Origin of the sequence: Novosphingobium endophyticum (assembly GCF_014640675.1) — a bacterium.
Taxonomy (GTDB): Bacteria; Pseudomonadota; Alphaproteobacteria; order Sphingomonadales; family Sphingomonadaceae; genus Novosphingobium; species Novosphingobium endophyticum.
Window position 1 is genome coordinate 55,981 of the sequence record NZ_BMHK01000004.1, and the last position, 25,591, is coordinate 81,571.

Below are 25,591 nucleotides of genomic sequence, written 5' to 3' on the forward strand. Positions count from 1 at the left end.
GCGATATGCTTTACTGCGACGCGCTGGCTGCACTTCGCGAGGATGACGCGGGCTGGTCGGCAGGCCAGCAGGGCCTGGCCACCTTGCTGGGTCTGTGGCGCGCGCGCCCCGACGTCGCTCCGGTGCTCGCTGAACTCGAGCGCTTTGGCGCGGGCGAACCGATCGATTCCTGTCCGGCCCTCGCCGCGCTTTTCGATGGCGTGAGCCCCGTTGCGCGCGAGTTTGCATTTGGTCTGGTCGAGGCGGGACTTTCCGGTCTCACGGCTCATCCGCTCGGCCAGTTGCCTTTGCGCCACGGCGTGGCGCAGACGGCGCACACGCTGCTGCTGGCGCACTGGGGCGCCGCCACGCTCTCGCTTGTCGTCTACGATGGCGAGGCACTTGCCGCCATGCCGGAGCCGGTGAGTGCGCAGTTCGCTCCGCTCGAGACGTGGTGTCACGTGCTTGCGGGGAACGGAACGGCCAGCCACATTGTCTGCCGCTCTCTTATGAACGATCGCGCCGAGCTTCACGCCGCGAGCGTGCCCTTGCGGGCCGGAACGGTCTTCCACCATCCCGGGCGGCACGAATCGCTGGAAGTGCGCAGCGCGCGCGGCAGCCTGGTGAAACTGCGGCTGCAGAGATTTATGGGCGGGTATGAGCCGCTGCGCGAATTCGCCCTTGCCGACGGGATGCTGCTGCATCAGGCGGCGGCGCGGCCCGAGGACAGCCGCTGCGAGCTGGCCATGGCCGTGCTGGCGCGGATGGGGCGGCGCGATGCGGTTCCGGCGATGTCGCGGATCGCCCTCGGGCCGGGGCACGAGGCGCTACGCTGGCAGGCACTACGCGAGTTGCTGACGCTCGATACCCGCGCGGGAATGGTGCTTCTCGCGCAAGTCGCCGCGTCCGAGGACGATCCGCTGGCCGCGCCCGCGCAGGAATTGCATGCCTCGCTGCTGGCGGCCTGGCCCGAACTGGAGGACGTGGCGCGATGGCGAGCCTGATTGCCACGCGCGATCCCACGCCCGCCTCGCTCGAGGAATGCACCGAGGCGCTGGCGACCTGGGGCTTCGATCCGCGCGAAAAGGAGAGTGTCTCCCACGCCGCGCACTGGTTGGGCAGGCTGGGGAACGATCGCGAGTTTCTGGGCGATCTGCTGGTCGAGGTGCTTTCCGGCCTCGCACCGGTGCCGCGCGGCGCGGATGAATTGGCGGGCGGCGGCGCGCAGTCGATCATGCTGGCAAGGCCAGAGCGCGGCGACTTCCTTATCCGCGCCAATATCTGGCCCGCGGTCAGCGATTATGCGATGCGCGCGAGCGGGCCGGAAGCTTTCTCCTATGGGTACGCGCACGATCACAACTACGATTTCCTCACGCTCGGCTATTTCGGGCCGGGATGCGATGTCGAAGATTTCGAATATGACCATACGGACGTGACCGGCTGGCCCGGAGAGCCGGTGCCGCTGCGCCGGCTGGGGCGTTCACGTCTGAAGCAGGGTTGGATCAGGCATTACCGGGCCCGCCGGGATGTCTACCGCCTGTATCCGCCCGAGTCGCTGTCCGTCTCGCTGAATCTGGTACACAGGCAGGCCGCCCAGGGCTGGCTTGATCACTATCGGTTCGACACCGGGGCCGGGTGCATCGAAAGCCTGCACGGCCATGGGCCGAGCGAGACCTTCCTGCGCATTGCCGTGGCGCTCGGCGGCGACGAGGCGAAGGACCTTGCGCTTCATTTCGGCCGCACGCACGCCAGCGAACGCATGCGGCTCCATGCCTGGCAGGCACTGGCCTCGGCCGCCGGCGACAGGCAAGACCGCGACGAAGTCTGGCGCGCCGCCGAAGCGAGCGGAAGCCGCCTGGTGGCTGAAGCGGCCCGGAGGCGGAGAGGCGGCGAATTCGTCTGAGGCGCGCGGCGGCCCGGTGTCTCAGAATGCGCTGCCGGCCAGGGCGTCGATCGCGCCCTGAAGGATGACCGCCGCTGCAGCCGAATCGATACGCTCGGCCCGCCGGGCGCGGCTCATGTCCTGTGCGATCAGGCCGCGCTCGGCCCCCACGGTGGACCAGCGCTCGTCCCACAGCAGGATCGGCAGGCCGAGGGCGGAAAGGTTGCGGGCATAAGCGCGGCTCGATTGCGAGCGCGGGCCTTCCGAACCGTCCATGTTGAGCGGCAGGCCGATCACCAGGCCCTTGACCGACCGCTCGCGTATCAACGCCTCCAGTAGCGCCCTGTCGGCCCCGAACTTGCCGCGTTTCAGCGTCTTTCCCGGCGAGGCGAAGCGCCAGCCGGCGTCGCAGAATGCCGTGCCGATGGTCTGCGTGCCGAGGTCGAGCGCCAGCAGCGCGCCGCCTTCGGGCAGCGCATTGCGAAACTCCATCGCGCTCGCGGTTATCAGTGCTGCCTGTGCCATGCCGCCACGCGCCGTTCGAAATCGGCCCTCAGGTTCCCCCAGAACAGCGTCACGTCATAGAGGTGGTAGTTGTTTCCCGGAAGCACGTAAGGCCCGAGATCGAGCCCGGGCGAGGGGCCGATGTGCAGGAAGTGGTCGTCCGCGCACCATGCGGGCACCGCGCGAGGTGCAAGGCTGCCTTCCCCGGTTTTGAAATCGGGCACCAGCGTACCGAGGTTGGCGTCCGCATCGGCCTTGCCATCACGCGTGCCGGTGAGGGGATTTGTGCAAAGGAACGGGCTTTTCGCTTCCAGGCCGTCGGACGTCATGGCGCCCAGCGACTCGCCGTCGAGGCCGTCACGGCGCAGGTAGGCCTTGACGAGTTGCCCGGTTTCGGCCGGATCGGCCACGGTCAGCCAGCTCATCACGCAGCCGGCCTGATCGGCCCCGTCGCATGCGGGCAGCCCCATCAGCGGCAGGTCATGTTCGATCGAGACCGGCCAGCCCATGACATAGGCCGCGGCGATCCGGCCGGCGAGCGGCGTCCCGGCGATCCGGTCGCGCAGCAGCCGTCGCAGCAGAAAAGCGCCCTGGCTGTGGCCGGCAAGCACGATCGGCTCTCCTGCGGGCACCGACCGGGCAAACACGTCGAAGGCGGCGAGCACGTCTCCATAGGCAAGGTCGATCGCCTTGTCGGCCTGCGGATCATCGGTGAGGAAAGCGCCGATCGCGGCCTGGCGATAGCGCGGCGCCCAGATCTGCGCCGAGGCGTTGAACGGGCTGGCCATGCCCTTGACGAAGAGCGCCGCGCGCTCGCGCGAGGTGGGATCATCGAGGCTGGCGTTCCACGCCTGACGGTCGATGTAGCTGGTCGGGTGGATGAAGAAGACCGCGACCGGCAGGGGCTTTTCGGGCGGGAGCGGGCTGCCGGCGGGCAGGTAGTGCGCAGGATCGTTCTTCATGCCGGGGCGCGAGATCCACATTTCGGGCCGCTCCCAGGCATTCGTCGCCATGGCGGGCTGAGGCTCGAAGGTGGCGCTCGGCACGAAGGTCAGCTCGGTCAGGTCCTCCGACCAGAACCGCAGCACGAACATCAGGCCGATGACGAAGACGGTGATGCCGGCGATGACGTAGAGGAACTTGCGGGCCATGGATCAGGACGCGGCCCCGCTGGGGTAGGCGCGGTTCTCGTCGATGCGGGGGCGCAGGCTGGTGAAGGTCCGCCCGTCGCGCAGCGCGCTCCACCACGTCAGCGGGTTCCAGCTCTGCCTGCCGTCGAGCGAGAAAGTGACGAATTCCGCGCGGCCGCCGATGTCGGACAGCGGCACCGGACCGCCGAGGCCGCCGCCCGGAATGCCGTGATAATCGGTTTCCAGCGGAAAACGGCTGTCCGCCGAACGGTCGCGATCGTCGCCCATCAGGAAGACGTGGCCGTCAGGCACGGTGACCTCCGGGAAGTCGTCCATGACCTGGGCCGCGTAATCTATGACCTGATAGCTCGCGCCGTTGGGCAGCGTCTCGCGGTAGGTGGGCATTTCGTAGACCTCGCGCCCGTCGGGCAGGCGGCGTCGGAAGTCTTCGAACCCGTCGTAGCAATGACCGGGCTCGCTGTCGCCTTCGCAGTGCAGCGCGTCGTCGGCGAAAATCTCGGCCGGCGGTTCCACTTCGCGCGGGATGAACTTGCCGTTGAGGCGGATACGCCCGTCGATTACCGCGATGCGATCACCGGGGCGGGCGACGACGCGCTTGATGAGGTCCGCCTTGCGGTTGCCGGGCACGACGATGACGATGTCGCCATATTCAGGCGTCGAACCGAAAATCCGCCAGTCTCCGCGTGGCAGCAGGTGAAAGCTCGCGGAGGACCAGTTCCAGCCATAGGCGTACTTGGACACGATCAGCCGATCGCCCACCAGCAGCGTCGGCATCATCGAGATCGACGGGATGTAGAACGGTTTGGCGATCAGCGAATGGAACGCCAGCACGCCGAGCAGCATCAGCGCCAGCCCGCGTATCTCGTGGAACCAGTTCACCTTCGGCTTGTCGGCCGCCTGTCCTGCGGCGGGTCTGGCGGTTTCGGCGGCGTTGTCGGTCATTCTCTGGGGGAACTCGAAGGAGGCTTACGAAGCGGAAGGCGTCAAAGGGCGGGCCTCTATGACGACGAAGGCCTGTGCCCATGGATGATCATCGGTGAGCGTAAGGTGAATCATCGCCTCGTATCCCGCGGGCACCAGCGAATCGAGCCTGGCTTTCGCGCCGCCGGACAGGGCCAGCGTGGGCGCGCCCGATGCCGCATTGACGACGCCGATGTCCTTCATGAAGACGCCGGCGCGGAATCCCGTGCCCACGGCCTTGGAGAACGCCTCCTTGGCGGCGAATCGCTTGGCGAGGGTCCCAGCCTTGGTGAACGGGCGGCGGTTAGCCTTGGCCTGTTCGATTCCAGTGAAGACCCGCCGCTCGAAACGCTCGCCGAAACGGTCCAGCGACGCCTGGATCCGTTCGATGTTGCACAGGTCCGATCCCATTCCGATTATCATGATATATTCCCGCTGGCCCTGCCGGGGGGGACCTGCCCTGCCTTCATCACCGCACCTCGTCCATCAGCTCGCGCATTTTCCGCACGCTCGCCTCGAGCCCGCAGAATATCGCTTCACCGATGAGATAGTGCCCGATGTTGAGTTCCGCGAGCTGCGGAATGGCCGCGACCGGCTGGACGTTCTCGTACGTGAGCCCATGCCCGGCGTGGGGTTCTATGCCATTCCTGGCGGCGAGCGCGGCCATGTCGGCGATGCGCCTGAGTTCGATCGCGACCTGTTCGCCCTCGGCATGGGCATACTCGCCGGTGTGGAACTCGACGACCGGCGCGCCCAGCTTCATCGCCGCCTCGATCTGGCGCGGCTCGGGGGCGATGAACAGGCTGACGCGCACCCCGGCATCGACCAGGCGTGTGACGATCGGGGCCAGGCGGTTGTGCTGGCCCGCCGCATCCAGACCGCCCTCGGTAGTGCGCTCCTCGCGCCGTTCGGGGACGATGCAGGCGGCATGCGGTTTATGGCGCAGCGCGATCTCCAGCATCTCGTCGGTGGCCGCCATTTCCAGATTGAGCGGAAGGCCGGTGGCCGCCTGGACGCGCTGAAGATCCTCGTCGCGGATATGGCGGCGATCCTCGCGCAGGTGCACGGTAATGCCGTCGCCGCCGGCCTGCGCGACGATCCGCGCGGCGCGCGCCGGATCCGGGTGCTCGCCGCCGCGCGCGTTGCGGATCGTCGCGACGTGGTCGATGTTGACGCCCAGGCGCAGGCGGGTTGGGCCGAGGGTGTTGCTCACCTTGTCTCGCTTTCTCAGGGCAGGGCGCGGCTGCCGGGCTTGACGGCCGGGGTCGCGGCGAGCTCCGGTGGCAGTTTGTCATCCGCGTAAGTGGGGAAGTTGATCTCGACCAGCGGGAAGAACGGCACGCCGAGGTCGACGTTGCCGCCGGAGCGGTCGACCAGCGAGGCAGCGGCGATTACCCTGCCGCCGGCATCCTCGATCGCCCTGATCGCCTCGCGCGAGGATTTGCCGGTGGTGACCACGTCCTCCACCATCAATACCTTGTCGCCCGGATCCAGCGCAAAGCCGCGGCGCAGCTCGAACGTGCCTTCGGGGCGCTCGATGAACATCGCATCGACCTGCAGCGCGCGGCCCATCTCCTGGCCGATGATGATGCCGCCCATGGCCGGCGAGACGACCTTGTCGATCTGCTTTCTAATGTCGTGCGGCAGCTTCGCGGCGAGCGCTACGGCCAGCCGCCCGGCCCGCTCAGGGTTCATCAGGACGCGGGCGCATTGAAGATAGTGCGCGCTGTGGCGGCCCGAGGAAAGGAGAAAGTGCCCCTCCAGCAATGCCTTGCTGGCGCGGAACTCTGCGAGGACCTCTTCTTCCTGCATTGCTGATCGTTTCCCTTGATGCGATTTTCGTTGCTCTGGCGCACGCTTGTAACGCCCGCGGTCAAAAATTCCCCTAGAGGCGCTTGAGACACGCGGCAAGCGCGCGTATAGGCCCCGCGGAAGGGGGGCGCTCGCCTCCGCATCAGGGCGCGCGCAGGTGGGGCCGACTCGTCTGCGCGTTCGAAGGAAAACGGAAGCGCTATAAAGATGATATCCGGCAAAATCGCACGCGCCGCGAGCCAGATGGCGAAGGCTCCTGGCCTGTTTCTTGCCAGCCTGACTGCTGCTGGCATCATGGCCCCTCAGGTCGCGCTCGCCGCGGTTGCTCCCGAGCCGGCCGCCGCTCCGGCGCAGGCCGCCGCCGGCAGCTATACACCGATGACGCCGACTCCCGGCATCGGCATGCCCGTCGACGGCGGCATCGGTTTCCAGCAGCAGTTCTCCAAGCTCGGCGAATATGGCGAGTGGATTCACAACGCGGTCTTGCTGCCGATCATCGGCGTGATCAGCGTTTTCGTCCTTGTCCTGCTGCTGATCATCATCGTGCGCTACAATCGCCGCGCCAATCCGGTGCCTTCGAAGACCAGCCATCACACCGTGCTCGAGGTCATCTGGACGCTGGTCCCGGTGCTGATCCTGGTTGGCATCGCCATTCCCTCGATCGACCTGCTCGCCAAGCAGTACAAGCCCGCCCCCAAGGACGCGCTGACCATCAAGGTGACGGGTAACCAGTGGTTCTGGACTTACGGTTATCCGGACAATGGCGATTTCGAGGTCATTTCGAACATGCTCAACCTGCCCGGCCAGCCCACCATCAACAACGGTGTGCGCGAAGTCGGGTCCGAGCCGTGGGACGGCCCGTCGCACCTCGAGGTCGACAACCGCATGGTCGTGCCCGTGGGTGAACCGATCCGCCTGCAGATCACGGCTTCGGACGTGATTCACTCCTTCGCGGTGCCCTCGCTCTGGTTCAAGCTCGACGCCGTGCCCGGCCGGATCAATGAGAAGGTGCTCGTGGTCGAGAAGCCGGGCGTCTACTACGGCCAGTGCTCCGAACTGTGCGGCGCCAAGCACGGCTACATGCCGATCGCGGTCGAGGCGCTGCCGCGCGACAAATACAACGCCTGGGTGCTGACGCACGCCGGCGGCGCGATCGACGGCCAGAAGGCCGCCGGATCAGAGACCGACTACCTGCCGGGCGAGCAGCCCGCCGGCGAAGCTTCGGAGGCCCCGGCCGCCGAAGCCGCCGCCGAATAAGCCCGTTTCAAAGAACATAGGTCACCCGAACCATGGCAACCACCGCTGATCACTTCCAGGCGCACTCGGAAGAGCACGCGCATGACCACAAGCCGGGCTTCTTCGCCCGCTGGTTCATGTCGACCAACCACAAGGACATCGGCACGATGTACCTGATCTTCGCGATCATCGCGGGGATCGTGGGCGGCGCTTTCTCCGGCATGATGCGCGTCGAGCTGGCCGATCCGGGCATCCAGTACCTGGATACCTTCGCCCGCTGGTTCGGTGCCACCAATCCGGACTTCAACTCGACGCTGCACGTCTGGAACGTCCTGATCACGGCGCACGGCCTGATCATGGTCTTCTTCATGGTCATGCCGGCGATCATCGGCGGCTTCGGCAACTGGTTCGTGCCGATCATGATCGGCGCGCCGGACATGGCCTTCCCGCGCATGAACAATATCTCGTTCTGGCTGACCGTCGCGGGCTTCATCTCGCTGCTTTGCTCGGCCTTCGTGCCGGGCGGAACGGGCCTGGGCGCCGGCACCGGCTGGACCGTCTATGCGCCGCTTTCGACCACCGGTTCGCCCGGACCCGCTGTCGATTTCGGCATCTTCTCGCTGCACCTTGCCGGTGCCGGCTCGATCATGGGCGCGATCAATTTCATCACCACCATCTTCAACATGCGTGCCCCCGGCATGACCATTCACAAGATGCCGCTGTTCGTGTGGTCGGTACTGGTTACCGCGTTCCTGCTGCTGCTCGCGCTGCCGGTCCTTGCCGCCGCGATCACCATGCTGCTGACTGACCGCAACTTCGGCACCACCTTCTTCGATCCGGCGGGCGGCGGCGATCCGGTGCTCTACCAGCACCTGTTCTGGTTCTTCGGGCACCCCGAAGTCTACATCATGATCCTGCCCGGCTTCGGCATCATCTCGCAGATCGTCTCGACCTTCTCGAAAAAGCCGGTCTTCGGCTACCTCGGCATGGCTTACGCCATGGTCGCGATTGGCGTGGTCGGTTTCATCGTGTGGGCGCACCACATGTACACCTCGGGTCTCTCGGTGAACACGAAGATGTACTTCACCGCGGCGACCATGGTCATCGCGGTCCCCACCGGCGTCAAGATCTTCTCGTGGATCGCGACGATGTGGGGCGGTTCGGTCAGCTTCAAGTCGCCGATGGTCTGGGCCCTTGGCTTCATCTTCCTCTTCACCGTCGGCGGCGTGACCGGCGTCGTGCTCGCCAATGGCGGCGTCGACGACAACCTGCACGACACCTACTATGTCGTGGCGCACTTCCACTACGTGCTCTCGCTCGGTGCGGTCACCGCGCTCTTCGCGGCCTTCTACTACTGGTTTCCGAAGATGAGCGGCCGGATGCACTCGGAATTCCTCGCCCATCTGCACTTCTGGGTGTTCTTCATCGGCGTGAACCTGATCTTCTTCCCGATGCACTTCCTCGGGCTGCAGGGCATGCCGCGTCGCTATCCCGACTATGCCGAGGCTTATGCGCTGTGGAACCAGGTCGCGACCGACGGCTACATGATCATGGCCGCCAGCATCGGGATCTGGTTCGTCAACATTGCCTACGCCTTCGTCGCCGGCAAGAAGGCGGAAGACAACTACTGGGGTGAAGGCGCGACCACGCTTGAGTGGACGCTGACCAGCCCGCCGCCGTTCCACCAGTTCGAGACGCTTCCGGTGATCGAGGAATCGCATCACCACTGATGGACGACGCATGCACGCCGGCTTGCCGGTCGTGCTCAAGCAATCCCCCTCCCGCTTGCGGGAGGGGCCAGGGGAGGGCATGTTGCCCTCTTCTAACGCGTTAAGTTTGGTAGGATGAAACAGGCCCTCTCCCAACCCCTCCCGCAAGCGGGAGGGAAGCCGAAAGACGCCCCGCTCACGCGGGCGACGGTTCCCATGCCGGCCGATTGGCGCGACTTGCTTGCGCTGACCAAGCCGCGTGTGATGAGCCTGGTGATCTTTACCGGCCTTTGCGGCCTGATCGCCGCGCCGGAGCGCATTCACCCGGTGCTCGCCTTCACCGCGATCCTGTGTATCGCCATGGGCGCGGGCGGCGCCGCGGCGCTCAACCAGTGGTGGGAAGCCGATCTCGACGCCGGAATGAAGCGCACCGCCAAGCGGCCGCTGCCGCAGGGAAGGCTCGAGCGCACGACCGCGCGCGACTTCGGCATGGTTCTGTGCGCCGCGTCCGTGTTCCTGATGGGTTTCGCGGTGGGCTGGCTGGCGGCGGCGATCCTGGCCGTCTCGATTGTCTATTACGCCGTCATCTATACGATCTGGCTCAAGCCGCGCACGCCGCAGAACATCGTCATCGGTGGCGGTGCGGGCGCCTTTCCGCCGCTGATCGGCTGGGTCGCGGCGACCGGGGACATCACGTTGATGCCGGTCGTGCTCTTCGCCATCATCTTCTTCTGGACGCCGCCGCATTTCTGGGCGCTCGCGCTGTTCGTGAAGAGCGATTACGCCAAGGTCGGCATTCCGATGATGCCGGTCGTCGCCGGCGAGAAGGCTACGCGCCGGCAGATCCTGGCCTATGCGATCCTGCTTTTGCCGCTCAGCGTCGTGCCGTGGTGGATCGGCGGGACAGGGGCCGTATACGGCGCGTCGGCGGCGGTGCTTTCGACACTGTTCCTCGCGTTGTCGGCCCGCGTCGGCCTGCGCGAGAGCGAGGGGCCGGAAGACCGAATGAAGCCGGAAAAGCAGCTCTTTGCCTATTCGGTGATCTATCTCTTCGCGCTCTTCGCCGCGCTCGTCGTCGACCGCTTCGTCGCCATCTGAGGACATAGCCATGGACGACCCCGATCCGAATCGCCGCACGCCCGAAGAGATCCGCAAGAGCCGCAATGTCGTCCTGGCGGTGAGCCTTGGGGCTTTCGTGATCCTCGTGTTTTTCATCTCGATCGCCAAGATGGGCTGAAAGCCGTGACGACCGCGATCCAACACCGGCGCAGCAACGCGAAGGTCGCGCTGATTGCCTTTTCGATGGCGCTGGGGATGCTGGGTCTGGGCTATGCCTCGGTCCCGCTCTACCGCATTTTCTGCCAGGTCACCGGCTATGGCGGCACGACAAAGCGGGTGGACGCGGCGCAGGCGGCGAGCATCAAGGACAGCGGCCGGACGATCTCTATCCGCTTCGACGCCAATGTCGCGCGCGACATGCCGTGGGACTTCAAGCCACTCCAGAACACCGATACGGTTTCGATCGGTGCGCGCGACATGGCGCTGTTCTGGGCGAAGAACACATCGGACCAGACCGTCACCGGCACCGCCAGCTTCAATGTCGAGCCGGAACAGGCGGCGAAATATTTCAACAAGATCCAGTGCTTCTGTTTTACCGAACAGACCCTGAAGCCCGGCGAGGAAGTGCGCATGCCGGTGCTTTACTACGTCGATCCCGCGTTTCTGGACGATCCGGACAACAAGGACGTGCAGCAGATCACGCTCAGCTACACCTTCCATGTCACATCTATAGGCGACGCAAAGGCACTGGACCGCGATCAATCGGGCGGTTAAGGGCGCACGGGAATTCTTCCGCGGCGGCGGCGCTGCGGGCACAGGACAGACAGTTTCGAAAACGGGGACGAAGGCACCATGGCCGGTACCAAGCACCACGACTACCACATTCTTCCGCCGGACATCGTGCCGCTCCTGACCACTATCGGCGCCCTTACGTTCACGTCGGGCATGGTGCTGTTCATGCATGACATGCCGGGCGGCGCATTCGTGCCGTGGCTGGGCATGGCGCTGCTGCTCGCCTCGATGTTCACTTGGTTCTCCAAGATCGTGAACGAAGCGCATGCGGGCGATCACACGCCGGTCGTGCAGCTTCACCAGCGTTACGGCATGATCCTGTTCATCGCTTCGGAAGTGATGTTCTTCGCCGGCTGGTTCTGGGCTTTCTTCGACTTCTCGTTGTTCCCCTCGGAACTCTCCGAGGCTGTCGCGGGCCAGTGGCCGCCCAAGGCGGTAGAGGCGGTCATGGACCCCTTCGACCTGCCGCTGCTCAACACGCTGATCCTGCTCTGCTCGGGCACCACCGTCACCTGGGCGCACCATGCGCTGATCCATGGCGACCGCGAGGGTCTGAAGATGGGCCTGTGGGCGACCGTGCTGCTCGGCATCCTCTTCACCTCGATCCAGGCTTACGAGTACGTCCACGCGCCGTTCCCCTTCGGGCAGAACACCTACGGCTCGGCCTTCTACATGGCGACCGGCTTCCACGGCTTCCACGTCATCGTCGGCACCATCATGCTGATCGTCTGCCTCGTGCGCGCCTATAAGGGCGACTTCACCCCGCGCCAGCACTTCGGCTTCGAAGCGGCCGCGTGGTACTGGCACTTCGTTGACGTCGTGTGGCTGTTCCTCTTCGTCGCGGTCTATATCTGGGGCGGCTGGGGTTATCCGACGCACTGACATGGCCGAAAGCCGCGAATCGAAATCAGGAGGGCAGCCGGAGACCGCTTCGGCTGCCCTTTTCGGTCTCTGCCCCCGCTGCGGCGCACGGACCCTGTTCGACGGGATCGCGCGATTCGCGCCGCGCTGTCCCGAATGCCGCCTCGATTTCAGCCAGTTCAACGTCGGCGATGGCCCGGCCGCCTTTCTCACCCTGATCGTCGGCGCGGTGATCGCGGTACTGGCGATCTGGCTGCAACTGTCCTTCGAGCCGCCTTTCTGGGTTCATGCCCTGCTCTGGATACCGCTGACGACCGCGCTGGTGATCGGCGGCCTGCGGGTCGCCAAATCCTGGCTGCTCGGCGCCGAGTACCGCCGCCGTGCCGGAGAGGGCAGGATGAAGAATGACTGACGCGATGCGCAGGCCGCCGATCCTTCCCACCCTGATCGTGCTCGTGGCGGTCGGGATCATGATCGCGCTGGGCTTCTGGCAATTGGGCCGGCTTCATGAGAAGGAAGCGCTGCTGTCCCGTTACGAGCAGGCGCAGGCCGCGTCGGAAGAGATCGTCTGGCCCCGCGGCGAGGGGGAACAGAAGGATCAGCTCTATCGCCGCGCACGGCTCACCTGCGATGCGGTCGCCGATCGTTCCAGCATGGCGGGCCGCAATGCGAAAGGCGAGCCCGGCGTTGCGCAGACCGCGCAATGCGTGCTGCCCAATGGCGCCAGGGCGCTCGTCGTGCTCGGCTGGTCGCGCCAGCCCAATGTCGCCGCGAACTGGCAAGGCGGGAACGTCCACGGCGTGATCGCCCCCGGCCCTCGCCTGGTCGCCGATCCGCCCCTCGATGGGCTCGAGGCCAATGCCGCGCCCGACCCCTCGGAGATTCCGAACAACCACTTGTCTTACGCGATCCAGTGGTTCTTCTTCGCGGCGACGGCGGTGGTGATTTACGTCCTTGCCCTCGGAAAGCGCCGCCGCGCGGCGCCGGAGAGGATTGCGTAACGCGCGCGGCGGGGCTAACCGCGCATTCCCATGGAATACATCAGCACTCGCGGCAGCGCACCGGCGCTCGATTTCGAAGGCGCGACGCTCGCCGGCCTCGCATCGGACGGCGGACTCTACGTTCCGCGCGAATGGCCTCGCTTCTCGGCGGACGAGATCGCCGGCATGGCGGGCCTGCCTTATGCAGAGCTGGCCGCGAAAGTCATGCATCCCTTCGTCGGGGCAAGCCTCACCTATGAGCGCCTGCTGGAGCTGACGACGCAGGCTTACGGGCGCTTCTCGCACAAGGCGGTGACGCCGCTCAGTCAGTTCGACGAACAGCAGTGGCTGCTTGAGCTGTTCCATGGCCCGACGCTCGCCTTCAAGGATGTGGCGCTGCAGCTTCTCGGCCTGCTCTTCGAGGAATTCCTGAGCCGGTCGGACCGCAACCTGACCATCGTCGGCGCGACTTCGGGCGATACCGGTTCGGCTGCGATCGACGCGGTGGCCGGGCGAGCCAATGTCGACATCTACATGCTGCACCCCAAGGGCCGCGTCTCCGACGTGCAGCGCCGGCAGATGACCACGGTGCTGGCGCCCAACGTGCATAACCTTGCGCTGGAGAATGCCAGCTTCGACGATGCCCAGGCGATCGTGAAGCGCATGTTCAACGACCGCGCGATGACCGACCGCTTCGCCATCGGCGCGGTCAACTCGATCAACTGGGCGCGGCTGATGGCGCAGGTGGTCTATTACTTCGCCGCGGGCATCCAGCTCGGCGCGCCGCACCGAGAAGTCGCCTTCTCGGTGCCGACCGGCAATTTCGGCGACGTCTTTGCCGGCCATGTCGCGGCGCGGATGGGCCTGCCGGTCGCCCGGCTGATCGTCGCCACCAACGTCAACGACATCCTCCACCGGGCGCTGTCGAGCGGCGATTATTCCCAGGGTCAGGTCACGCCGACCGCCGCGCCCTCGATGGACATCCAGGTCTCGTCCAATTTCGAACGCCTGCTTTTCGACGTGGGCGGCCGCGATGGAAAGGCGCTGGCCGCGCAGATGGCCGACTTCGAGGCGACCCGGGCGATGCAGCTGACCAACGCGCAGCGCGAAGGCGCCGCCACGCTGTTCCAGTCGGCGCGCGCCGATGCCGACGAGATGCGTCAGACGATCCGCTGGGCCTGGGAGAATTGCGGCGAGCTGATCGACCCGCACACCGCCTGCGGCCTCTTCGCTGCGCGAGACGCCGGCATCGATCCCGCGATTCCCGTGGTCACGCTCGCCACCGCGCACCCGGCCAAGTTCCCCGAAGCCGTTGAACGTGCCACCGGTCAGCGCCCCGGCTTGCCGACGCGTGTGGGCGACTTGTTCGACCGCGAGGAGAAGTGCGCCGACCTGCCTGGCGAATATGATGCCGTCGCCGCCTTCGTTGCAGGGCATGCGACGCCGAAAGCCTGATGGTCTTGTTTGACGCCGAGGCGCGCCGGCGCGAAGCGGAGAGCGGTTTCGCGCAAGGCAGCCTCTTTGCGCCTTCGCGCGCGCTCGGTTTGCGGGCAAGGGCCTGATGGCGGAGATCGTCACCCAGCCGGTCATTCTCACCGGAGAAGGCTGGGCCGACTATGGCCTCGTCGATTCGGGCCACGGCCGCAAGCTGGAGCGTTACGGCGACTACCGTTTCATCCGGCCCGAACCGCAGGCCATGTGGACCCCGCGTATTGCCGATTGGGACGCGCATGGCGAATTCGTGCCCGGTTCGGACGAAGACGGCGGCGGGCGCTGGCAGTTCGCGAAGGCGGTGCCGCGCGAAGGCTGGCCCTTGTCGTGGAACGAGGTCTCCTTCACCGCGCAGTGCACGCCCTTCCGCCACCTCGGCTTCTTCCCGGACATGGCGCCAGTGTGGGACTGGATGCGCGCGATGCTCTCGCCCCTCGACGATGCGGACACGCTCAACCTCTTCGGCTACACGGGCGTCGGCACGCTGGCGCTGTCCGCCCACGGACCCGTTACCCACGTCGACGCCTCGAAGAAGTCGGTGGCGCAGGCGCGGGAGAACGCCGCGCTTGCGGGGCTGGAGGATCGCCCGGTACGCTGGCTGGTCGACGACGCCGCCAAGTTCGCCGCGCGCGAAGTGCGCCGGGGCAGGCGCTACGACGGGATCATCCTGGATCCGCCGAAGTTCGGGCGCGGTCCGGGCGGAGAGACCTGGCGGCTCGAAGAGGGGCTGCCCGGCCTGCTCGGCGATTGCCGCAGGCTGCTCGACGCCGAGAGCCGCTTCCTGTTCCTCACGGTCTATGCCGTGCGCATGTCCTCGCTGGCGCTGGCCGGGCTCATGGCCGAACTCTTTGCAGAGCTTCCCGGCACGATCGAGCACGGCGATCTGGCCGTGCGCGAGGATAACCAGGGACGACTCCTGCCCACGGCAATATTCGCGCGCTGGGCCAATCCTCGCTAAAGGATGCCATGGCTGATTCGCTCATTCTCCAGATCGACGATTTCGAAGTCGACGTCCTGACCGGGATCTACTCCGAGGAAACCGGCAAGCCGCAGCCGCTGCGCTTTTCGATCGCAGTGCGCATGAAGCCGGCCGATCATTACGCCCCGGATACCCCGCTCACCGCGAGCAAGAACTACATGGACCTCAAGTTCGCGGCGTCCGAAGCGCTGTCGCCGGGCGTCCACTTCAAGCTGATCGAGGCGGTGGCCGATCACGTGTGCGAAACGCTTTTCGTTCAGGATGACCGCGTCGAGGTGGTCACTGTCGGGATCGTCAAGCTGGCGATCAGCGAGAATGGCGAGAAGATCGGAATGACACTGACGCGAGAACGGCGCTGATGGAGCTGCTGCGCGTAGGCCCGCTTCCCGAGGAGCCGCTGGCCGCCGCGGCCGATTTCCACAGCCGCATCCTTCCGGGGGTCGAAGCCACGCTGGGCGGCGGCGCCGATCCGCTCACGCTGGTCTTCCTGCCGGGCGATCACGAGCACCGGGGCTGGCGCCTTGCCGCTGTCCAGTCGCTGGCGCGGGCCTATGCCCCTTCGCGCGTCAATGCGGTGGAGAGCGATGACGAGGCCGCGATCGCCGCGGCCGGTCGATGGCTGGCGGCGGCAGAAGGCGTCACGGGCCAGTTCCTGCCGCTGGATGGAACCGGCGCCGGGGCGGTGCTATAAGGGCGGCGATGACAGATCATGCGCCTCTTGTTGACCAGTTCCAGCGCCGGATAACCTATCTTCGCATGTCGGTGACCGACCGCTGCGACTTGCGCTGTGCCTATTGCATGCCCGAGCGCATGACGTTCCTGCCGCGAAAGGACGTGCTCAGCCTGGAAGAGCTGCACGATCTGGCGCTCGGCTTCATCGACAGGGGCATCACCAAGATCCGCCTGACCGGCGGCGAGCCGCTCGTCAGGCGCGACATGATGGAACTGGTCCATGCCCTTGGCCGCAAGGTCGGGGACGGGCTCGACGAACTGACGCTCACCACCAACGGCACGCGCCTGGCCGAATTTGCCGAGGATCTCTTCGCTTTCGGCGTGCGGCGCATCAACGTCTCGCTCGATACGCTGGATCGCGAGACGTTCGCCCGGCTCGCGCGCCGCGATTCGCTGCCGCAGGTGCTCGAGGGGCTGGCGGCGGCCAAGGCGGCGGGGCTGAAGGTGAAGCTCAACACCGTCGCTCTCAAGGGCCTGAACGAGGATCATATCCCGGAAGTCGTCGCCTGGGCGCATGGGCAGGGCTTCGATTCGACCCTGATCGAGGTCATGCCGCTCGGCGAAGTCGAGGAGGACCGCTTCGATCATTACCTTCCACTCCTCGCCGTGCGCGAGAAACTGGAACAGCGCTGGACCTTGACGCCCAGCGAGCATCGCACCGGCGGCCCGGCGCGTTACTTCGACGTGGCGGAAACGGGCGGACGGCTCGGCCTCATCACGCCGCTCACCAACAATTTCTGCGAGGGCTGCAACCGCATCCGCGTGACCGCGACGGGGCAGCTCTTTGCCTGCCTCGGCGGGAACGAGCGCGTCGACCTGCGCGCGGCGCTGCGCAGCGCCGATCCCGATGCCGCGCTCACCGAAGCGCTCGATGTCGCGATGAAGATAAAGCCCGCACGCCACCACTTCGCCATCGACAAGCCCGGCGCCGCGCCAGCGCTTCCGCGCCATATGTCGATGACGGGAGGCTAAGCGCGGATGCCGATCGATCTGATATTCCTCGGCCGGCTCGAGGATGTGGCCGGCGCGGGCCAGCGGGCGGCGGCGCTGCAGCCGAGTGTCGATGCCGTCATCGATTCGCTTGAACCGGAACTCGCGCAGGCGCTGCGGGCGCCGAACGTGAAGCTTGCCGTCAACGGCATCCTGCTGCGCGACACTGACGCGCCGGTGCTTCGGGACGGCGACGAGATTGCTTTCCTCCCGCCGGTGTCGGGCGGCTGAGGCCATGAACTGCGAAGCGCGCTCCGACGTCCGGCTGGTGACAGCGCCTTTCTCGCAGGCGGACGAACTCGCCGCCTTTGCCGCGCGGTATCCTGAAGCGGGCGGGATTGTCAGCTTCCTGGGTCAGGTTCGTGCCGGCGACGGCGTGGAGGCGCTGGAACTGCAGCATTACGAGCCGCTGACCTTGCCGGCGATGGAGGAACTGGCCGGCCGTGTCCACCGCCGCTGGCGTCTCGACGGAATGCTCGTGATCCATCGCAGCGGGGCCATGGCACCGGGCGATCCCATCGTTCTCGTCGCCGCCGCCGCGCGCCATCGCCGCGACGCCTTTGCCGCCGCCGATTTCGCGATGGATCATCTCAAGAGCGAATCGTGGTTCTGGAAGCGCGAGAAGAAGGATGGCGCCTGGCGCTGGATCGAGCCGCGCGAGCAGGACCTGGAGGATATCGCCCGCTGGGGATGAGCGTTTTTTCGCAGGGAATCTGGAAAAATCGCGGGTTTGATGCGTGTCAATTCAATGACCGGCGTGTCGGGGCATGGTCGCTCTCACAAGGAGTCAGCACCATGTCGCAGCGTTTGTCCCAGGAGCAAATCGAAGACCTTGCCGTCGTTGGCAGAGTATCGGCGCGCACCAGCGCCGGTCGCAGCGACGCATCAGTCACGCAAGGGAAAGTCGTGAGCCGCGGTGTCGAAACTCTGAGCGGAAGGTTGACCGCAAGAGAGGCGGCAATTCAGGTCCTCACGCTGCCCGTGCTGATCCTGGGCTGGGGTCTGGCCGTCGCGGTCATCATCGCCTTCATCTGAGCCCGGGGGGGCTCAGGTCTCAATCAAATGAGCGCTTGGAGGCCCCTCCCTCGCAAGAGGGAGGGGTTTTCGCGCCGCAATCCCGAAGTCTCCGGTTCAGCTTGCGAGCCGGGCGGAGAGGCCGGCGATCACGGCATTTTCCCGGGCCACCAGATCGCTTACGCGTGCGCGCGCTTCGGCAATGGCCTCGGCGGCAGGGGACACCTCGACGGGGGCGGAAACGCGCGCGTCCGCATAGAGGCCGTCGAGTTCGGCCAGCGCCGCCACCGCCGCGCTGCGGCTCGTTTCGAGTTTGCCCAGCGCGATCTGCGCGGAGGCCCACTGATCGCTGGCTGTGGCGCTTCCGTCCGCCCTGGCGACCATGCTTGCGGCTTCGGCCTGCCGGGCCTGAAACCTGCGATCGGCTTCCTGCGCGGCGGAGACCAGTCCGCCCAGCCGGGCGACAAGATCGGCGCTCGGTGGCGGTAGCGGCGGTGCCTCCGCCTGCTCCGCGCCGGGAACCGGTTTCGCGCTTCCCGCGATTCGTTCGCCGGCGCGCGGCGCCAGCGAGGGATAGCCGTCGGTGGAGGAGCAGGCGGCCAGCGCGAGCGGCGCGAGGACGAGAAGCAGGCGGGCGGTTGCGCGGTTCATGGCGCATCCCATAGCACGCGGGCCGATGATCGCGAGCGGCAATGCGATGCCGGCGCCCGGATATGAGGTCTTCGCGCCAGTCTGCGGTTGACACGAATCGGGCGGTGCACTAACGGCACGCTCTCTTTCCGGCACCTCGCACCACGCGGGGCGGCCGGCGCGTCGCCCGCAAGGTTCTGCTCTTCGGTGGAATGCAGCGGCCGGGGCAAGGTTGTTTCGGCTCGTTTCGGGCATATTTGAGATTAGGTAAGGGCACCATGTTCGCAGTAGTGCGCACGGGCGGCAAGCAGTATCGGGTTGCCGCCGGAGACAAGATCGCGGTCGAGAAGCTAGCGGGTGAAGCCGGCGAGACGATCACTCTGGGCGACGTTCTGCTCGCGGGCAAGGACGGCGATGTCGCCGATGCCTCGAAGATCAAGGTTTCGGCCGAGATCATCGCGCAGGCCAAGAGCGAGAAGGTCGTGGTGTTCAAGAAGCGCCGCCGCCACAACTACCGTCGCAAGAACGGCCACCGCCAGCAGATGACCCTGCTGCGCATCGTGTCGGTCGGCTGAGCCCCAGCATTCGGAGTAACGGGAAATGGCACATAAGAAAGCAGGCGGTTCGTCGCGTAACGGTCGCGATTCTGCAGGCCGTCGCCTCGGCGTGAAGAAGTTCGGCGGCCAGGAAGTCGTTGGCGGCAACATCATCATCCGCCAGCGCGGTACCAGGGTGTACCCGGGCGTGAACGTCGGCATGGGCAAGGATCACACCCTGTTCGCGCTGGCCGAGGGCCGCGTACGCTTCCACGACGGCAAGCTCGGCCGCAAATACGTGTCGGTCGACGCCATGGCGGAAGCCGCCGAATAAATCGGATGGTCGGTAACGGGCCATCCTGACGGGATGGCCCTGCCGGGCACCACAAGTCCGGCTGAACGAGGGAGAGGGCCACCGCCTGTCTCCCTTTTTGCTTTTCTCCCTCCCCGATCGCCCCAGGCGAGCTGATCTTTTTTGCGTTTGGCGCATTCCTCCAAGCCATCGCGGAGATCAGCTGCTTTGAATACCGGGCGTAACGTCAACGTCACGCACGTCCGCTACAACGATGGCGCGGCGGGTGAGTGGAGAGAGCTGAAATGTTCATTCGCAGTGAAAGACTGTTCCTGCGGCCCGGCTGGGCTGAGGACTGGAGGGAGCTGGAAACCCTGATCGCTGACGAAAAGGTCATGCGTAGCCTTGCCAGTTCGACCTGGCCCGTCACGGGCGAGGACGCGCGCCGGTTCCTCGATCACGGGACGCCGCCGCGCCTGCCGCGGTTCCTGGTGACCCTGCCGGACGCTCGTGGCGCGCGCGTGATTGGCTGTGTCGCCCTGGAGCGGCGCGGCGAGGACGTTGAGCTGTGCTACTGGATCGGCCGCGACTACTCGGGCAAGGGCTATGCCATCGAGGCCGCGCGCGCGGTGACGGGGCTGGCGTGCGCTCTGGGCCATCAGCGCATCGTCGCCAGCCATTTTCTTGACAATCCTGCATCGGGCCGCGTGCTCGGGAATGCCGGCTTCCGCCAGACCGGCCGGATCATCGAGCGTTACAGCAAGGTGCGCGGCATGGCCTATCCGGCACGCGAATATGCGCTGGAGCTGGATATGCCGGGCGGCTGCGATGATGACATGAACCGCCTCGCCTCTCACGAGGCCGAGAAGCGCGCCGCATAATCGGAACAGTTCGGCGCAGCCTTCCAGGGGGGTGGGCTGGCCGGACGACCCGCAGGTTTGGCTTCTGCGCGGAAATCCGCTAACTTGTGAAAACGCCACAATTCCTTGAGTCCCGGCTTGCGCGTCGCATGCGGGGACCGGAAGGCTCGTCCGAGCACTATTCCCCGTGCATTTGCGCGCGAATCGATGCATGGTGAGCCTGCAAAACAAAAAGACTACGGAGGACCAAAGATGTTCGTCCGCACGGAGAGACTATTCCTGAGGCCAGCATGGCCCGAAGACGCCGAAGATGTCTACGGCGCGCTGGGGGACTATGAGGACCGGCCGGGTGTAACTGTCGAGCCCTGGCCCAGAACCCGGCGCGAATTGCAGCGTTTTATCCAGCAGCCACGCGATCCGCGCCTGCCGCACTTCTTCATGTATCTGCGCTCGGCCGACGGCCCCGAACTCGTCGGAGGCATTGCCTTCGGCCGCATCGGCGAAGATGTCGAGATGGGCTATTGGGTGCGTCCACGCTACCGCGGCAAAGGCTATGCGACCGAGGCGATACGCGCCGCGCTCAAGCAGGCCCGCTCGCTGGGCCACCCCCGGGTGTTCGCGAAGCACTTCGCCGATGCTCCCGGTTCGGCGTCCGTGCTTGAGCGCCTGGGATTTCACGAACTGAGCGACGATCACTCGCGTAGCGTCATCGATCACGATGACGATCAGCCGGTGCGTGTCTATCTCGTTGAACTGGAAAGGCGCGCAAGCCAGCAGATCGCGGCCATTGCCGAGGCGATGGAGGCCTGATCGCCGCAGTCGCCCCGCTACCTGGGACGGCGCGCGTCAGGCTTCTGTCTTGAGCCACTCGGGCCAGATTGCCGGATCGACATTTTCGATCCGCGCGTGGTCGATGGCGAGCCCCAGTTCGGGATAGGCCGCGCGCCGGCGCTTTTCGCTCGATTGTTCGAGCGGGACGACCACGAGCCGCCGGTTGACCTTCTGCCGCCAGTTCATCCGGGCGGTGTTCTCCTGCCCGACGTAGCAGCCCTTGGTGAAGCTGACGCCGCCCAGTTCGGCGGCATTGCATTCCAGCCAGAGCGTGTCGCCGTCCCCCAGCTCGGCGCGCCCTTCAGTGACGCCGAGTGCCAGACGATGCGCGCGCCAGGCGGCATCGGCGCCATCGCCATTGCTTCCCTCCGCCGGATCGACGGGCGCGATCCAGCGTTCGCCCAGCGCGGCCAGACGCGGATCGGAGGCCGCGCCGTCGCCGACATGCGGACGCCAGCGGACCGCCAGCGAATCGTCGCGGGCGATGTTGATCGCGCGGCGCAGACGATACATGGAGAGGCGCTTGATCAGCGCTTCGGCGGCATCCGCCTCGCAGTCGATCAGCAGGTCCCCTTCGCCGGAAGGCCAGACGAGAAAATCGAACAGGGCCTTGCCCTGGGGCGAGAGCAGCCCGGCCCAGACCGGCAGCGTTCCCTTCACGTCGGACGTGACGAGGCCCTGCAGGAATTCGGCGACATCCTCGCCGGAACCTTCACGCGGCGAGACGCGCAGCACGGCGCGGTCGAAAAGACGGGTAGCAGTCATTGGCCCAACATGGCTATTTCCCCCGCACCGGCAAGGGGTTCGCCGTCATTTGCACGCGTTTGCCCAGTCTCTCGCGCATTTCATCGAGGACCCAGAGCGCGGCCGGCCCCGGCGGACAATCCTTGCGCCAGAGCGCGAAGAGCGCGTAGCCCGTCGAAGGCTGCTCGGGCAGGCGAAGTTCGACCAGCGCGCCGCTGTCGAGATCGGCCTGCACGGCGTGACGCGGCATGGAGCCCCAGCCGATGCCCTCCTTGAGCAGCGCATGCTTGGCGCCGAGGTCGCCAAGCCGCCACGTGTGCGGGCTGAACACCGCAAAGTCACGCCCCTCGGTCAGCGGCGAGCGATCGGTCAGGACGAGCTGAAGATGCTTGCGCGCTTCGCCAGGGGGAATCGCGCCGGCCCGGGCGAGCGGATGCGACGGCGCCGCGACCGGCACGAGATCGACCGCGCCGACCGCCTCGCGATGCAGTTCGGGCATGTTCAGGATGTCCGGCCCGGCGATGGCAAGCGTTGCCTTGCCGTCGAGCACCAGCGCCGCCACCGCTCCGAGCCCTTCGACATGGAGGCGCAGCGGGACGGTGGGGAACAGCGCCTGGAACTCGCGCAGCAGCGATGCGAGGCAGCCGCCCGGCACCATCACGTCGACGGCGAGCGACAGTTCGGCCTCGAGGCCCTGGCGCAGACTGCGCACTTTGGCGAGCAGACCGTCCACGTCGTCGGAGATCGCGCGCGCCTCGGACAGCAAGGCCTTGCCGGCCTCGGTCAGTTGCGGCTTGCGCGAACCCTCGCGGTCGAAAAGGCGCACGTCGAGCTGGCTCTCGAGCTGCGCGATGGCATAGCTGATCACCGAGATCGCCCGCCCGAGTCTTTTCGCCGCGCGGTTGAAGCTCCCTTCCTCGACGACGGCAAGAAAGCAGCGCAAGTGATCGAGGCTGGGCGGGGTCAGGTCAGGCATTCGGAAATCTCGAACATTTCGGTCAATTTTATCACAATTTTCCGAGATGCCTGCAAGGCCTATCTGGGAGGCCGAGCAAGGGAATCCCTTCCCTGAGCAGTTTCACGACAAGGAGTGCAGCCATGATCGAATTGCGTCCCTTCAGCAGCCTTGGCGCCGCCGACCATGGCTGGCTTGATGCCCATCATCACTTTTCGTTCGCCGAATATCACGATCCCGCGCGCACCAACTGGGGCCGCCTGCGGGTCTGGAACGACGACACGATCGCGCCGAAGTCCGGTTTCCCCTCGCATCCGCATCGTGACATGGAAATCGTCACTTACGTGCGCAAAGGCGCAATCACGCATGAGGACAGCCTGGGCAACAAGGGCCGCACCGAGGCCGGCGACGTCCAGGTCATGAGCGCCGGCACGGGGATCGTCCATTCCGAATACAACGTGGAGGACGAGGAAACGACGCTGTTCCAGATCTGGATCCTGCCCGACCGTCGCGGCGAGGCCCCGGGCTGGGGCGCGCGTCCCTTTCCGAAGGACGATCGTGCCGGCCGTTTCGTGACGCTCGCCAGCGGCATGGAAGGCGACGGGGACGCACTGCCGATCCGCGCCGACGCCCGCGTACTGGGCGCTGCGGTCAAGGCGGGCGAGACCCTCACCTACCAGACGGCGAAGGACCGCCATGCCTATCTCGTCTCCGCCAAAGGCCGCGTTCGCGTGGGCGACGTCGAGGCCGAGGCGCGCGACGGCGTCGCGATCACCGGGCTCGATACCATCACCGTGACCGCTCTCGAGGACGCCGAGCTGGTCCTCGTCGACGCGGCCTGAAACTCCCCTCTCTCTCTCTGAACTACAGGATCACGACATGCACGGACGTTCCGCAAATCCCAGAGTTGAAACAATGATTGTCGAGCGCTGGAGCCCTCGCGCCTTCGACGGCAGCGAGATCCCGCAGCAGGACCTCGACGTGATTTTCGAGGCGGCCGGATGGGCGCCTTCGGCCTTCAATGCCCAGCCGTGGCGGTTCCTCTACGCCCGCCGCGACGATGAGAACTGGGAACTGCTGCTCTCACAGCTGATCGAGTTCAATCAGGGCTGGGCGAAGAACGCCTCGGCGCTCGTCTTTGTCGTCTCTGACCGGCTCATGCGTTCGGAAAAGGGCAATTCGGACAATCACAGCCACAGCTTCGATGCCGGCGCGGCATGGGCGCTCGCGGCGCTGCAGGCCCACGCCATGGGCTATCACACCCACGGCATGACCGGGCTGAAGTTCGGCGAGGCGGAACAGGCGCTCGGCATTCCGGAGGATCACCGCCTTGAGGCGGCCTTTGCGATCGGTCGGCAGGCGCCGAAGGACACGTTGCCCGATTTCCTGCAGGAGCGCGAGATCCCGAGCATGCGCAGGCCCGTTTCCGAAATCGCCTGGGCCGGCAAGTTCGCCTGACTTCGCGAAGCCCCCCGCGAGCGTTCCCGTCCCCCTCCTCCCCGGGGAACGCTCCGACTGGCCCGGTCTGCCCGCAAGGCAGGCCGGGCCTTTTATTCTGGCGATTGTTTTCTTTGTGAATGCGTTGCCAGGGTTGTCGGATTTTTGGGGGAAGGGACGTGTCAAACCCTCCCCGGAACGGGGAGGTGGCAGCCGGAGGCTGACGGAGGGGTCGGAAGCTCTCGCCTTGAACCTCCATGCGATCGGAGAGCCTCCGACCCCTCCACCACCCGCTTCGCGGGCGGTCCCCCTCCCCGTTCCGGGGAGGATCTGGATGACAGCAATGTCGGCGCCCGCGGACATTGCCCGCCGCGAAGTCGCCCGCGATATGGTCGCCTTTCGATCCGGGGCTGGTGCCGTCTCAAGTGCCAGATGACTGCGGAAAAGAACTTCTCTCTGGGCTGCCCGGTCGGAAGCGGGCAGGGGCGCCCCCATGATAGATGTGGTCCTGAAACTGGCCTCACCGATGCCTCGCGCGGCGATCGGACACCTGGGCTGGCTGCGCGGCGCGGTCGGCGCGGCTCTGGCGATCGCGCTGGCCGCCGGCCTGACCGGGCTGCTGCTCAGGATTTCCGACTTCGCGATTCCCTTGCCGCTGCTGGTCGCGCCGCTGGGCGCATCGGCGGTTCTGGTGTTCTGCGTTCCTGCCAGTCCGCTGGCCCAGCCCTGGCCGGTTATCGGCGGAGACCTGGTTTCGGCGGTGGTGGGGCTGGCGCTTGGCCACATGATCGGCGTGCCCTGGCTGGCGGCGAGCCTGGCGCTCTGCATCGCTATCGCGCTCATGTCACTGCTGCGCTGCCTGCATCCGCCGGGCGGTGCCTGCGCGCTCCTCTACGCGCTGGGCGCGGCCGGCGCGGAGCAGTGGGACTGGGCATGGATGGGCGCGATCACGGCCAACGTCGCCGCGCTGGTGGCTGTCGGGTGGTTCTACAACAACCTGACGGGACACCCCTGGCCGCACGTTCCTGTCCGCGTCCCGCCCGCACCGGTCCCGGCCTATACCCGCGAGGATATCGAAGCCGTGCTGGCCGAATGGAACGAAGTGCTCGATGTCGACATCGACGATCTCGACGCCTTCTGTCAGGCGCTCCTGCGCAAGGGGCGCGGCCGCTAGC

34 protein-coding genes are annotated in these 25,591 nt (G+C 66.2%); 25 read left to right on the forward strand and 9 right to left on the reverse strand.

What is annotated here, in order from left to right; all coding sequences use genetic code 11:
• Positions 1-5: 5 nt before the first annotated feature.
• Both IEX32_RS04085 and IEX32_RS04090 read left to right on the forward strand, forming a co-directional pair.
• Positions 6-983: a hypothetical protein gene (locus tag IEX32_RS04085; RefSeq protein WP_188768680.1), complete on the forward strand. Its 978-nt coding sequence runs from the start codon at positions 6-8 to the stop codon at positions 981-983.
• The gene (locus tag IEX32_RS04090) at positions 971-1,882 is read left to right on the forward strand and encodes a transposase (protein ID WP_188768682.1); all 912 of its coding nucleotides are present in this window, start codon (positions 971-973) and stop codon (positions 1,880-1,882) included. Before IEX32_RS04085 ends, IEX32_RS04090 begins: the two co-directional genes overlap by 13 nt.
• A 21-nt stretch (positions 1,883-1,903) precedes the next feature.
• Here the strand turns inward: IEX32_RS04090 and ruvX are convergent, their stop codons facing one another.
• From ruvX to pyrE, 6 genes are read right to left on the reverse strand one after another with little or no spacing between them, the layout of a single operon-like run.
• The gene (gene ruvX, locus IEX32_RS04095; RefSeq protein WP_188768684.1) at positions 1,904-2,386 is read right to left on the reverse strand and encodes a Holliday junction resolvase RuvX; all 483 of its coding nucleotides are present in this window, start codon (positions 2,384-2,386) and stop codon (positions 1,904-1,906) included.
• A complete protein-coding gene (locus IEX32_RS04100) occupies positions 2,368-3,516 on the reverse strand; it encodes a DUF3089 domain-containing protein (protein ID WP_188768686.1) in 1,149 nt (382 codons plus the stop codon). Before IEX32_RS04100 ends, ruvX begins: the two co-directional genes overlap by 19 nt.
• A gap of 3 nt (positions 3,517-3,519) precedes the next feature.
• The gene (gene lepB, locus IEX32_RS04105; protein WP_188768688.1) at positions 3,520-4,458 is read right to left on the reverse strand and encodes a signal peptidase I; all 939 of its coding nucleotides are present in this window, start codon (positions 4,456-4,458) and stop codon (positions 3,520-3,522) included.
• 24 nt (positions 4,459-4,482) lie between these two features.
• Positions 4,483-4,899, reverse strand: a complete 417-nt coding sequence (acpS, locus tag IEX32_RS04110; protein ID WP_188768689.1) for a holo-ACP synthase — start codon at positions 4,897-4,899, stop codon at positions 4,483-4,485.
• Positions 4,900-4,945: 46 nt separating this feature from the next.
• Positions 4,946-5,689 carry a pyridoxine 5'-phosphate synthase gene (locus IEX32_RS04115; RefSeq protein ID WP_188768691.1) on the reverse strand — a complete coding sequence of 248 codons (744 nt, stop codon included), beginning with the start codon at positions 5,687-5,689 and terminating at the stop codon, positions 4,946-4,948.
• A gap of 14 nt (positions 5,690-5,703) precedes the next feature.
• Positions 5,704-6,288 carry an orotate phosphoribosyltransferase gene (gene pyrE / locus IEX32_RS04120; RefSeq protein ID WP_188768694.1) on the reverse strand — a complete coding sequence of 195 codons (585 nt, stop codon included), beginning with the start codon at positions 6,286-6,288 and terminating at the stop codon, positions 5,704-5,706.
• Positions 6,289-6,531: 243 nt separating this feature from the next.
• Here pyrE and coxB point away from each other — a divergent pair, with 243 nt between their 5' ends.
• From coxB to IEX32_RS04195, 16 genes are all read left to right on the forward strand, one after another.
• The gene (gene coxB, locus IEX32_RS04125) at positions 6,532-7,545 is read left to right on the forward strand and encodes a cytochrome c oxidase subunit II (protein WP_229735935.1); all 1,014 of its coding nucleotides are present in this window, start codon (positions 6,532-6,534) and stop codon (positions 7,543-7,545) included.
• Between the two features lie 32 nt (positions 7,546-7,577).
• Positions 7,578-9,254: a cytochrome c oxidase subunit I gene (ctaD, locus tag IEX32_RS04130; RefSeq protein WP_188768698.1), complete on the forward strand. Its 1,677-nt coding sequence runs from the start codon at positions 7,578-7,580 to the stop codon at positions 9,252-9,254.
• A 195-nt stretch (positions 9,255-9,449) separates the two neighbouring features.
• Positions 9,450-10,331 (forward strand): heme o synthase, encoded by an 882-nt coding sequence (locus IEX32_RS04135; RefSeq protein ID WP_188768700.1) that lies wholly within the window; start codon positions 9,450-9,452, stop codon positions 10,329-10,331.
• A gap of 10 nt (positions 10,332-10,341) precedes the next feature.
• On the forward strand, positions 10,342-10,470 hold the full coding sequence (locus IEX32_RS20900) for a cytochrome c oxidase system small membrane protein (RefSeq protein ID WP_268236710.1): 129 nt from the start codon (positions 10,342-10,344) through the stop codon (positions 10,468-10,470).
• Between the two features lie 17 nt (positions 10,471-10,487).
• Positions 10,488-11,066 (forward strand): cytochrome c oxidase assembly protein, encoded by a 579-nt coding sequence (locus IEX32_RS04140; protein WP_373285414.1) that lies wholly within the window; start codon positions 10,488-10,490, stop codon positions 11,064-11,066.
• A gap of 78 nt (positions 11,067-11,144) precedes the next feature.
• Complete coding sequence (locus IEX32_RS04145; RefSeq protein WP_188768703.1) at positions 11,145-11,966, forward strand: cytochrome c oxidase subunit 3; 822 nt, start codon at positions 11,145-11,147, stop codon at positions 11,964-11,966.
• Position 11,967: 1 nt separating this feature from the next.
• On the forward strand, positions 11,968-12,357 hold the full coding sequence (locus IEX32_RS04150; RefSeq protein ID WP_188768704.1) for a DUF983 domain-containing protein: 390 nt from the start codon (positions 11,968-11,970) through the stop codon (positions 12,355-12,357).
• Between the two features lie 4 nt (positions 12,358-12,361).
• A complete protein-coding gene (locus tag IEX32_RS04155; protein ID WP_188768967.1) occupies positions 12,362-12,946 on the forward strand; it encodes an SURF1 family protein in 585 nt (194 codons plus the stop codon).
• Positions 12,947-12,976: 30 nt separating this feature from the next.
• Positions 12,977-14,380, forward strand: a complete 1,404-nt coding sequence (gene thrC, locus IEX32_RS04160) for a threonine synthase (RefSeq protein ID WP_188768706.1) — start codon at positions 12,977-12,979, stop codon at positions 14,378-14,380.
• Positions 14,381-14,486: 106 nt separating this feature from the next.
• Complete coding sequence (locus IEX32_RS04165) at positions 14,487-15,374, forward strand: class I SAM-dependent rRNA methyltransferase (RefSeq protein WP_188768708.1); 888 nt, start codon at positions 14,487-14,489, stop codon at positions 15,372-15,374.
• 8 nt (positions 15,375-15,382) lie between these two features.
• Positions 15,383-15,754, forward strand: a complete 372-nt coding sequence (locus tag IEX32_RS04170; RefSeq protein WP_188768710.1) for a dihydroneopterin aldolase — start codon at positions 15,383-15,385, stop codon at positions 15,752-15,754.
• Positions 15,754-16,086 (forward strand): Rossmann fold domain-containing protein, encoded by a 333-nt coding sequence (locus tag IEX32_RS04175; protein ID WP_229735937.1) that lies wholly within the window; start codon positions 15,754-15,756, stop codon positions 16,084-16,086. The genes IEX32_RS04170 and IEX32_RS04175 overlap by 1 nt, the downstream gene beginning before the upstream one ends.
• 8 nt (positions 16,087-16,094) lie before the next feature.
• Complete coding sequence (moaA, locus tag IEX32_RS04180) at positions 16,095-17,099, forward strand: GTP 3',8-cyclase MoaA (RefSeq protein WP_188768712.1); 1,005 nt, start codon at positions 16,095-16,097, stop codon at positions 17,097-17,099.
• Positions 17,100-17,105: 6 nt separating this feature from the next.
• On the forward strand, positions 17,106-17,348 hold the full coding sequence (locus IEX32_RS04185) for a MoaD/ThiS family protein (RefSeq protein WP_188768714.1): 243 nt from the start codon (positions 17,106-17,108) through the stop codon (positions 17,346-17,348).
• A 4-nt stretch (positions 17,349-17,352) separates the two neighbouring features.
• Complete coding sequence (locus IEX32_RS04190) at positions 17,353-17,811, forward strand: molybdenum cofactor biosynthesis protein MoaE (protein ID WP_188768717.1); 459 nt, start codon at positions 17,353-17,355, stop codon at positions 17,809-17,811.
• 101 nt (positions 17,812-17,912) lie between these two features.
• The gene (locus tag IEX32_RS04195) at positions 17,913-18,152 is read left to right on the forward strand and encodes a hypothetical protein (RefSeq protein ID WP_188768719.1); all 240 of its coding nucleotides are present in this window, start codon (positions 17,913-17,915) and stop codon (positions 18,150-18,152) included.
• Between the two features lie 96 nt (positions 18,153-18,248).
• On the opposite strand, the gene IEX32_RS04200 is transcribed toward IEX32_RS04195, so the two are convergent.
• On the reverse strand, positions 18,249-18,782 hold the full coding sequence (locus tag IEX32_RS04200) for a hypothetical protein (RefSeq protein WP_188768721.1): 534 nt from the start codon (positions 18,780-18,782) through the stop codon (positions 18,249-18,251).
• A 257-nt stretch (positions 18,783-19,039) separates the two neighbouring features.
• Between IEX32_RS04200 and rplU the strand changes: the two genes are divergently transcribed.
• The 4 genes from rplU to IEX32_RS04220 all read left to right on the forward strand — a co-directional run bounded on the left by rplU (position 19,040) and on the right by IEX32_RS04220 (position 21,259).
• A complete protein-coding gene (gene rplU / locus IEX32_RS04205; RefSeq protein ID WP_188768723.1) occupies positions 19,040-19,336 on the forward strand; it encodes a 50S ribosomal protein L21 in 297 nt (98 codons plus the stop codon).
• 25 nt (positions 19,337-19,361) lie between these two features.
• Positions 19,362-19,631: a 50S ribosomal protein L27 gene (gene rpmA, locus IEX32_RS04210; protein ID WP_067734922.1), complete on the forward strand. Its 270-nt coding sequence runs from the start codon at positions 19,362-19,364 to the stop codon at positions 19,629-19,631.
• A gap of 263 nt (positions 19,632-19,894) precedes the next feature.
• The gene (locus IEX32_RS04215) at positions 19,895-20,470 is read left to right on the forward strand and encodes a GNAT family N-acetyltransferase (protein WP_188768725.1); all 576 of its coding nucleotides are present in this window, start codon (positions 19,895-19,897) and stop codon (positions 20,468-20,470) included.
• 231 nt (positions 20,471-20,701) lie between these two features.
• The gene (locus tag IEX32_RS04220; RefSeq protein ID WP_188768727.1) at positions 20,702-21,259 is read left to right on the forward strand and encodes a GNAT family N-acetyltransferase; all 558 of its coding nucleotides are present in this window, start codon (positions 20,702-20,704) and stop codon (positions 21,257-21,259) included.
• Between the two features lie 36 nt (positions 21,260-21,295).
• On the opposite strand, the gene ygfZ is transcribed toward IEX32_RS04220, so the two are convergent.
• Positions 21,296-22,045 (reverse strand): CAF17-like 4Fe-4S cluster assembly/insertion protein YgfZ, encoded by a 750-nt coding sequence (ygfZ, locus tag IEX32_RS04225; protein WP_188768729.1) that lies wholly within the window; start codon positions 22,043-22,045, stop codon positions 21,296-21,298.
• 13 nt (positions 22,046-22,058) lie between these two features.
• On the reverse strand, positions 22,059-23,000 hold the full coding sequence (locus IEX32_RS04230) for a LysR family transcriptional regulator (protein ID WP_188768731.1): 942 nt from the start codon (positions 22,998-23,000) through the stop codon (positions 22,059-22,061).
• Positions 23,001-23,122: 122 nt separating this feature from the next.
• Here IEX32_RS04230 and IEX32_RS04235 point away from each other — a divergent pair, with 122 nt between their 5' ends.
• From IEX32_RS04235 to IEX32_RS04245, 3 genes are all read left to right on the forward strand, one after another.
• On the forward strand, positions 23,123-23,821 hold the full coding sequence (locus IEX32_RS04235; RefSeq protein WP_188768733.1) for a pirin family protein: 699 nt from the start codon (positions 23,123-23,125) through the stop codon (positions 23,819-23,821).
• A gap of 37 nt (positions 23,822-23,858) precedes the next feature.
• Complete coding sequence (locus tag IEX32_RS04240; RefSeq protein WP_188768735.1) at positions 23,859-24,437, forward strand: nitroreductase family protein; 579 nt, start codon at positions 23,859-23,861, stop codon at positions 24,435-24,437.
• A 472-nt stretch (positions 24,438-24,909) separates the two neighbouring features.
• Positions 24,910-25,590: an HPP family protein gene (locus IEX32_RS04245; protein WP_188768737.1), complete on the forward strand. Its 681-nt coding sequence runs from the start codon at positions 24,910-24,912 to the stop codon at positions 25,588-25,590.
• Position 25,591 lies beyond the last annotated feature (1 nt).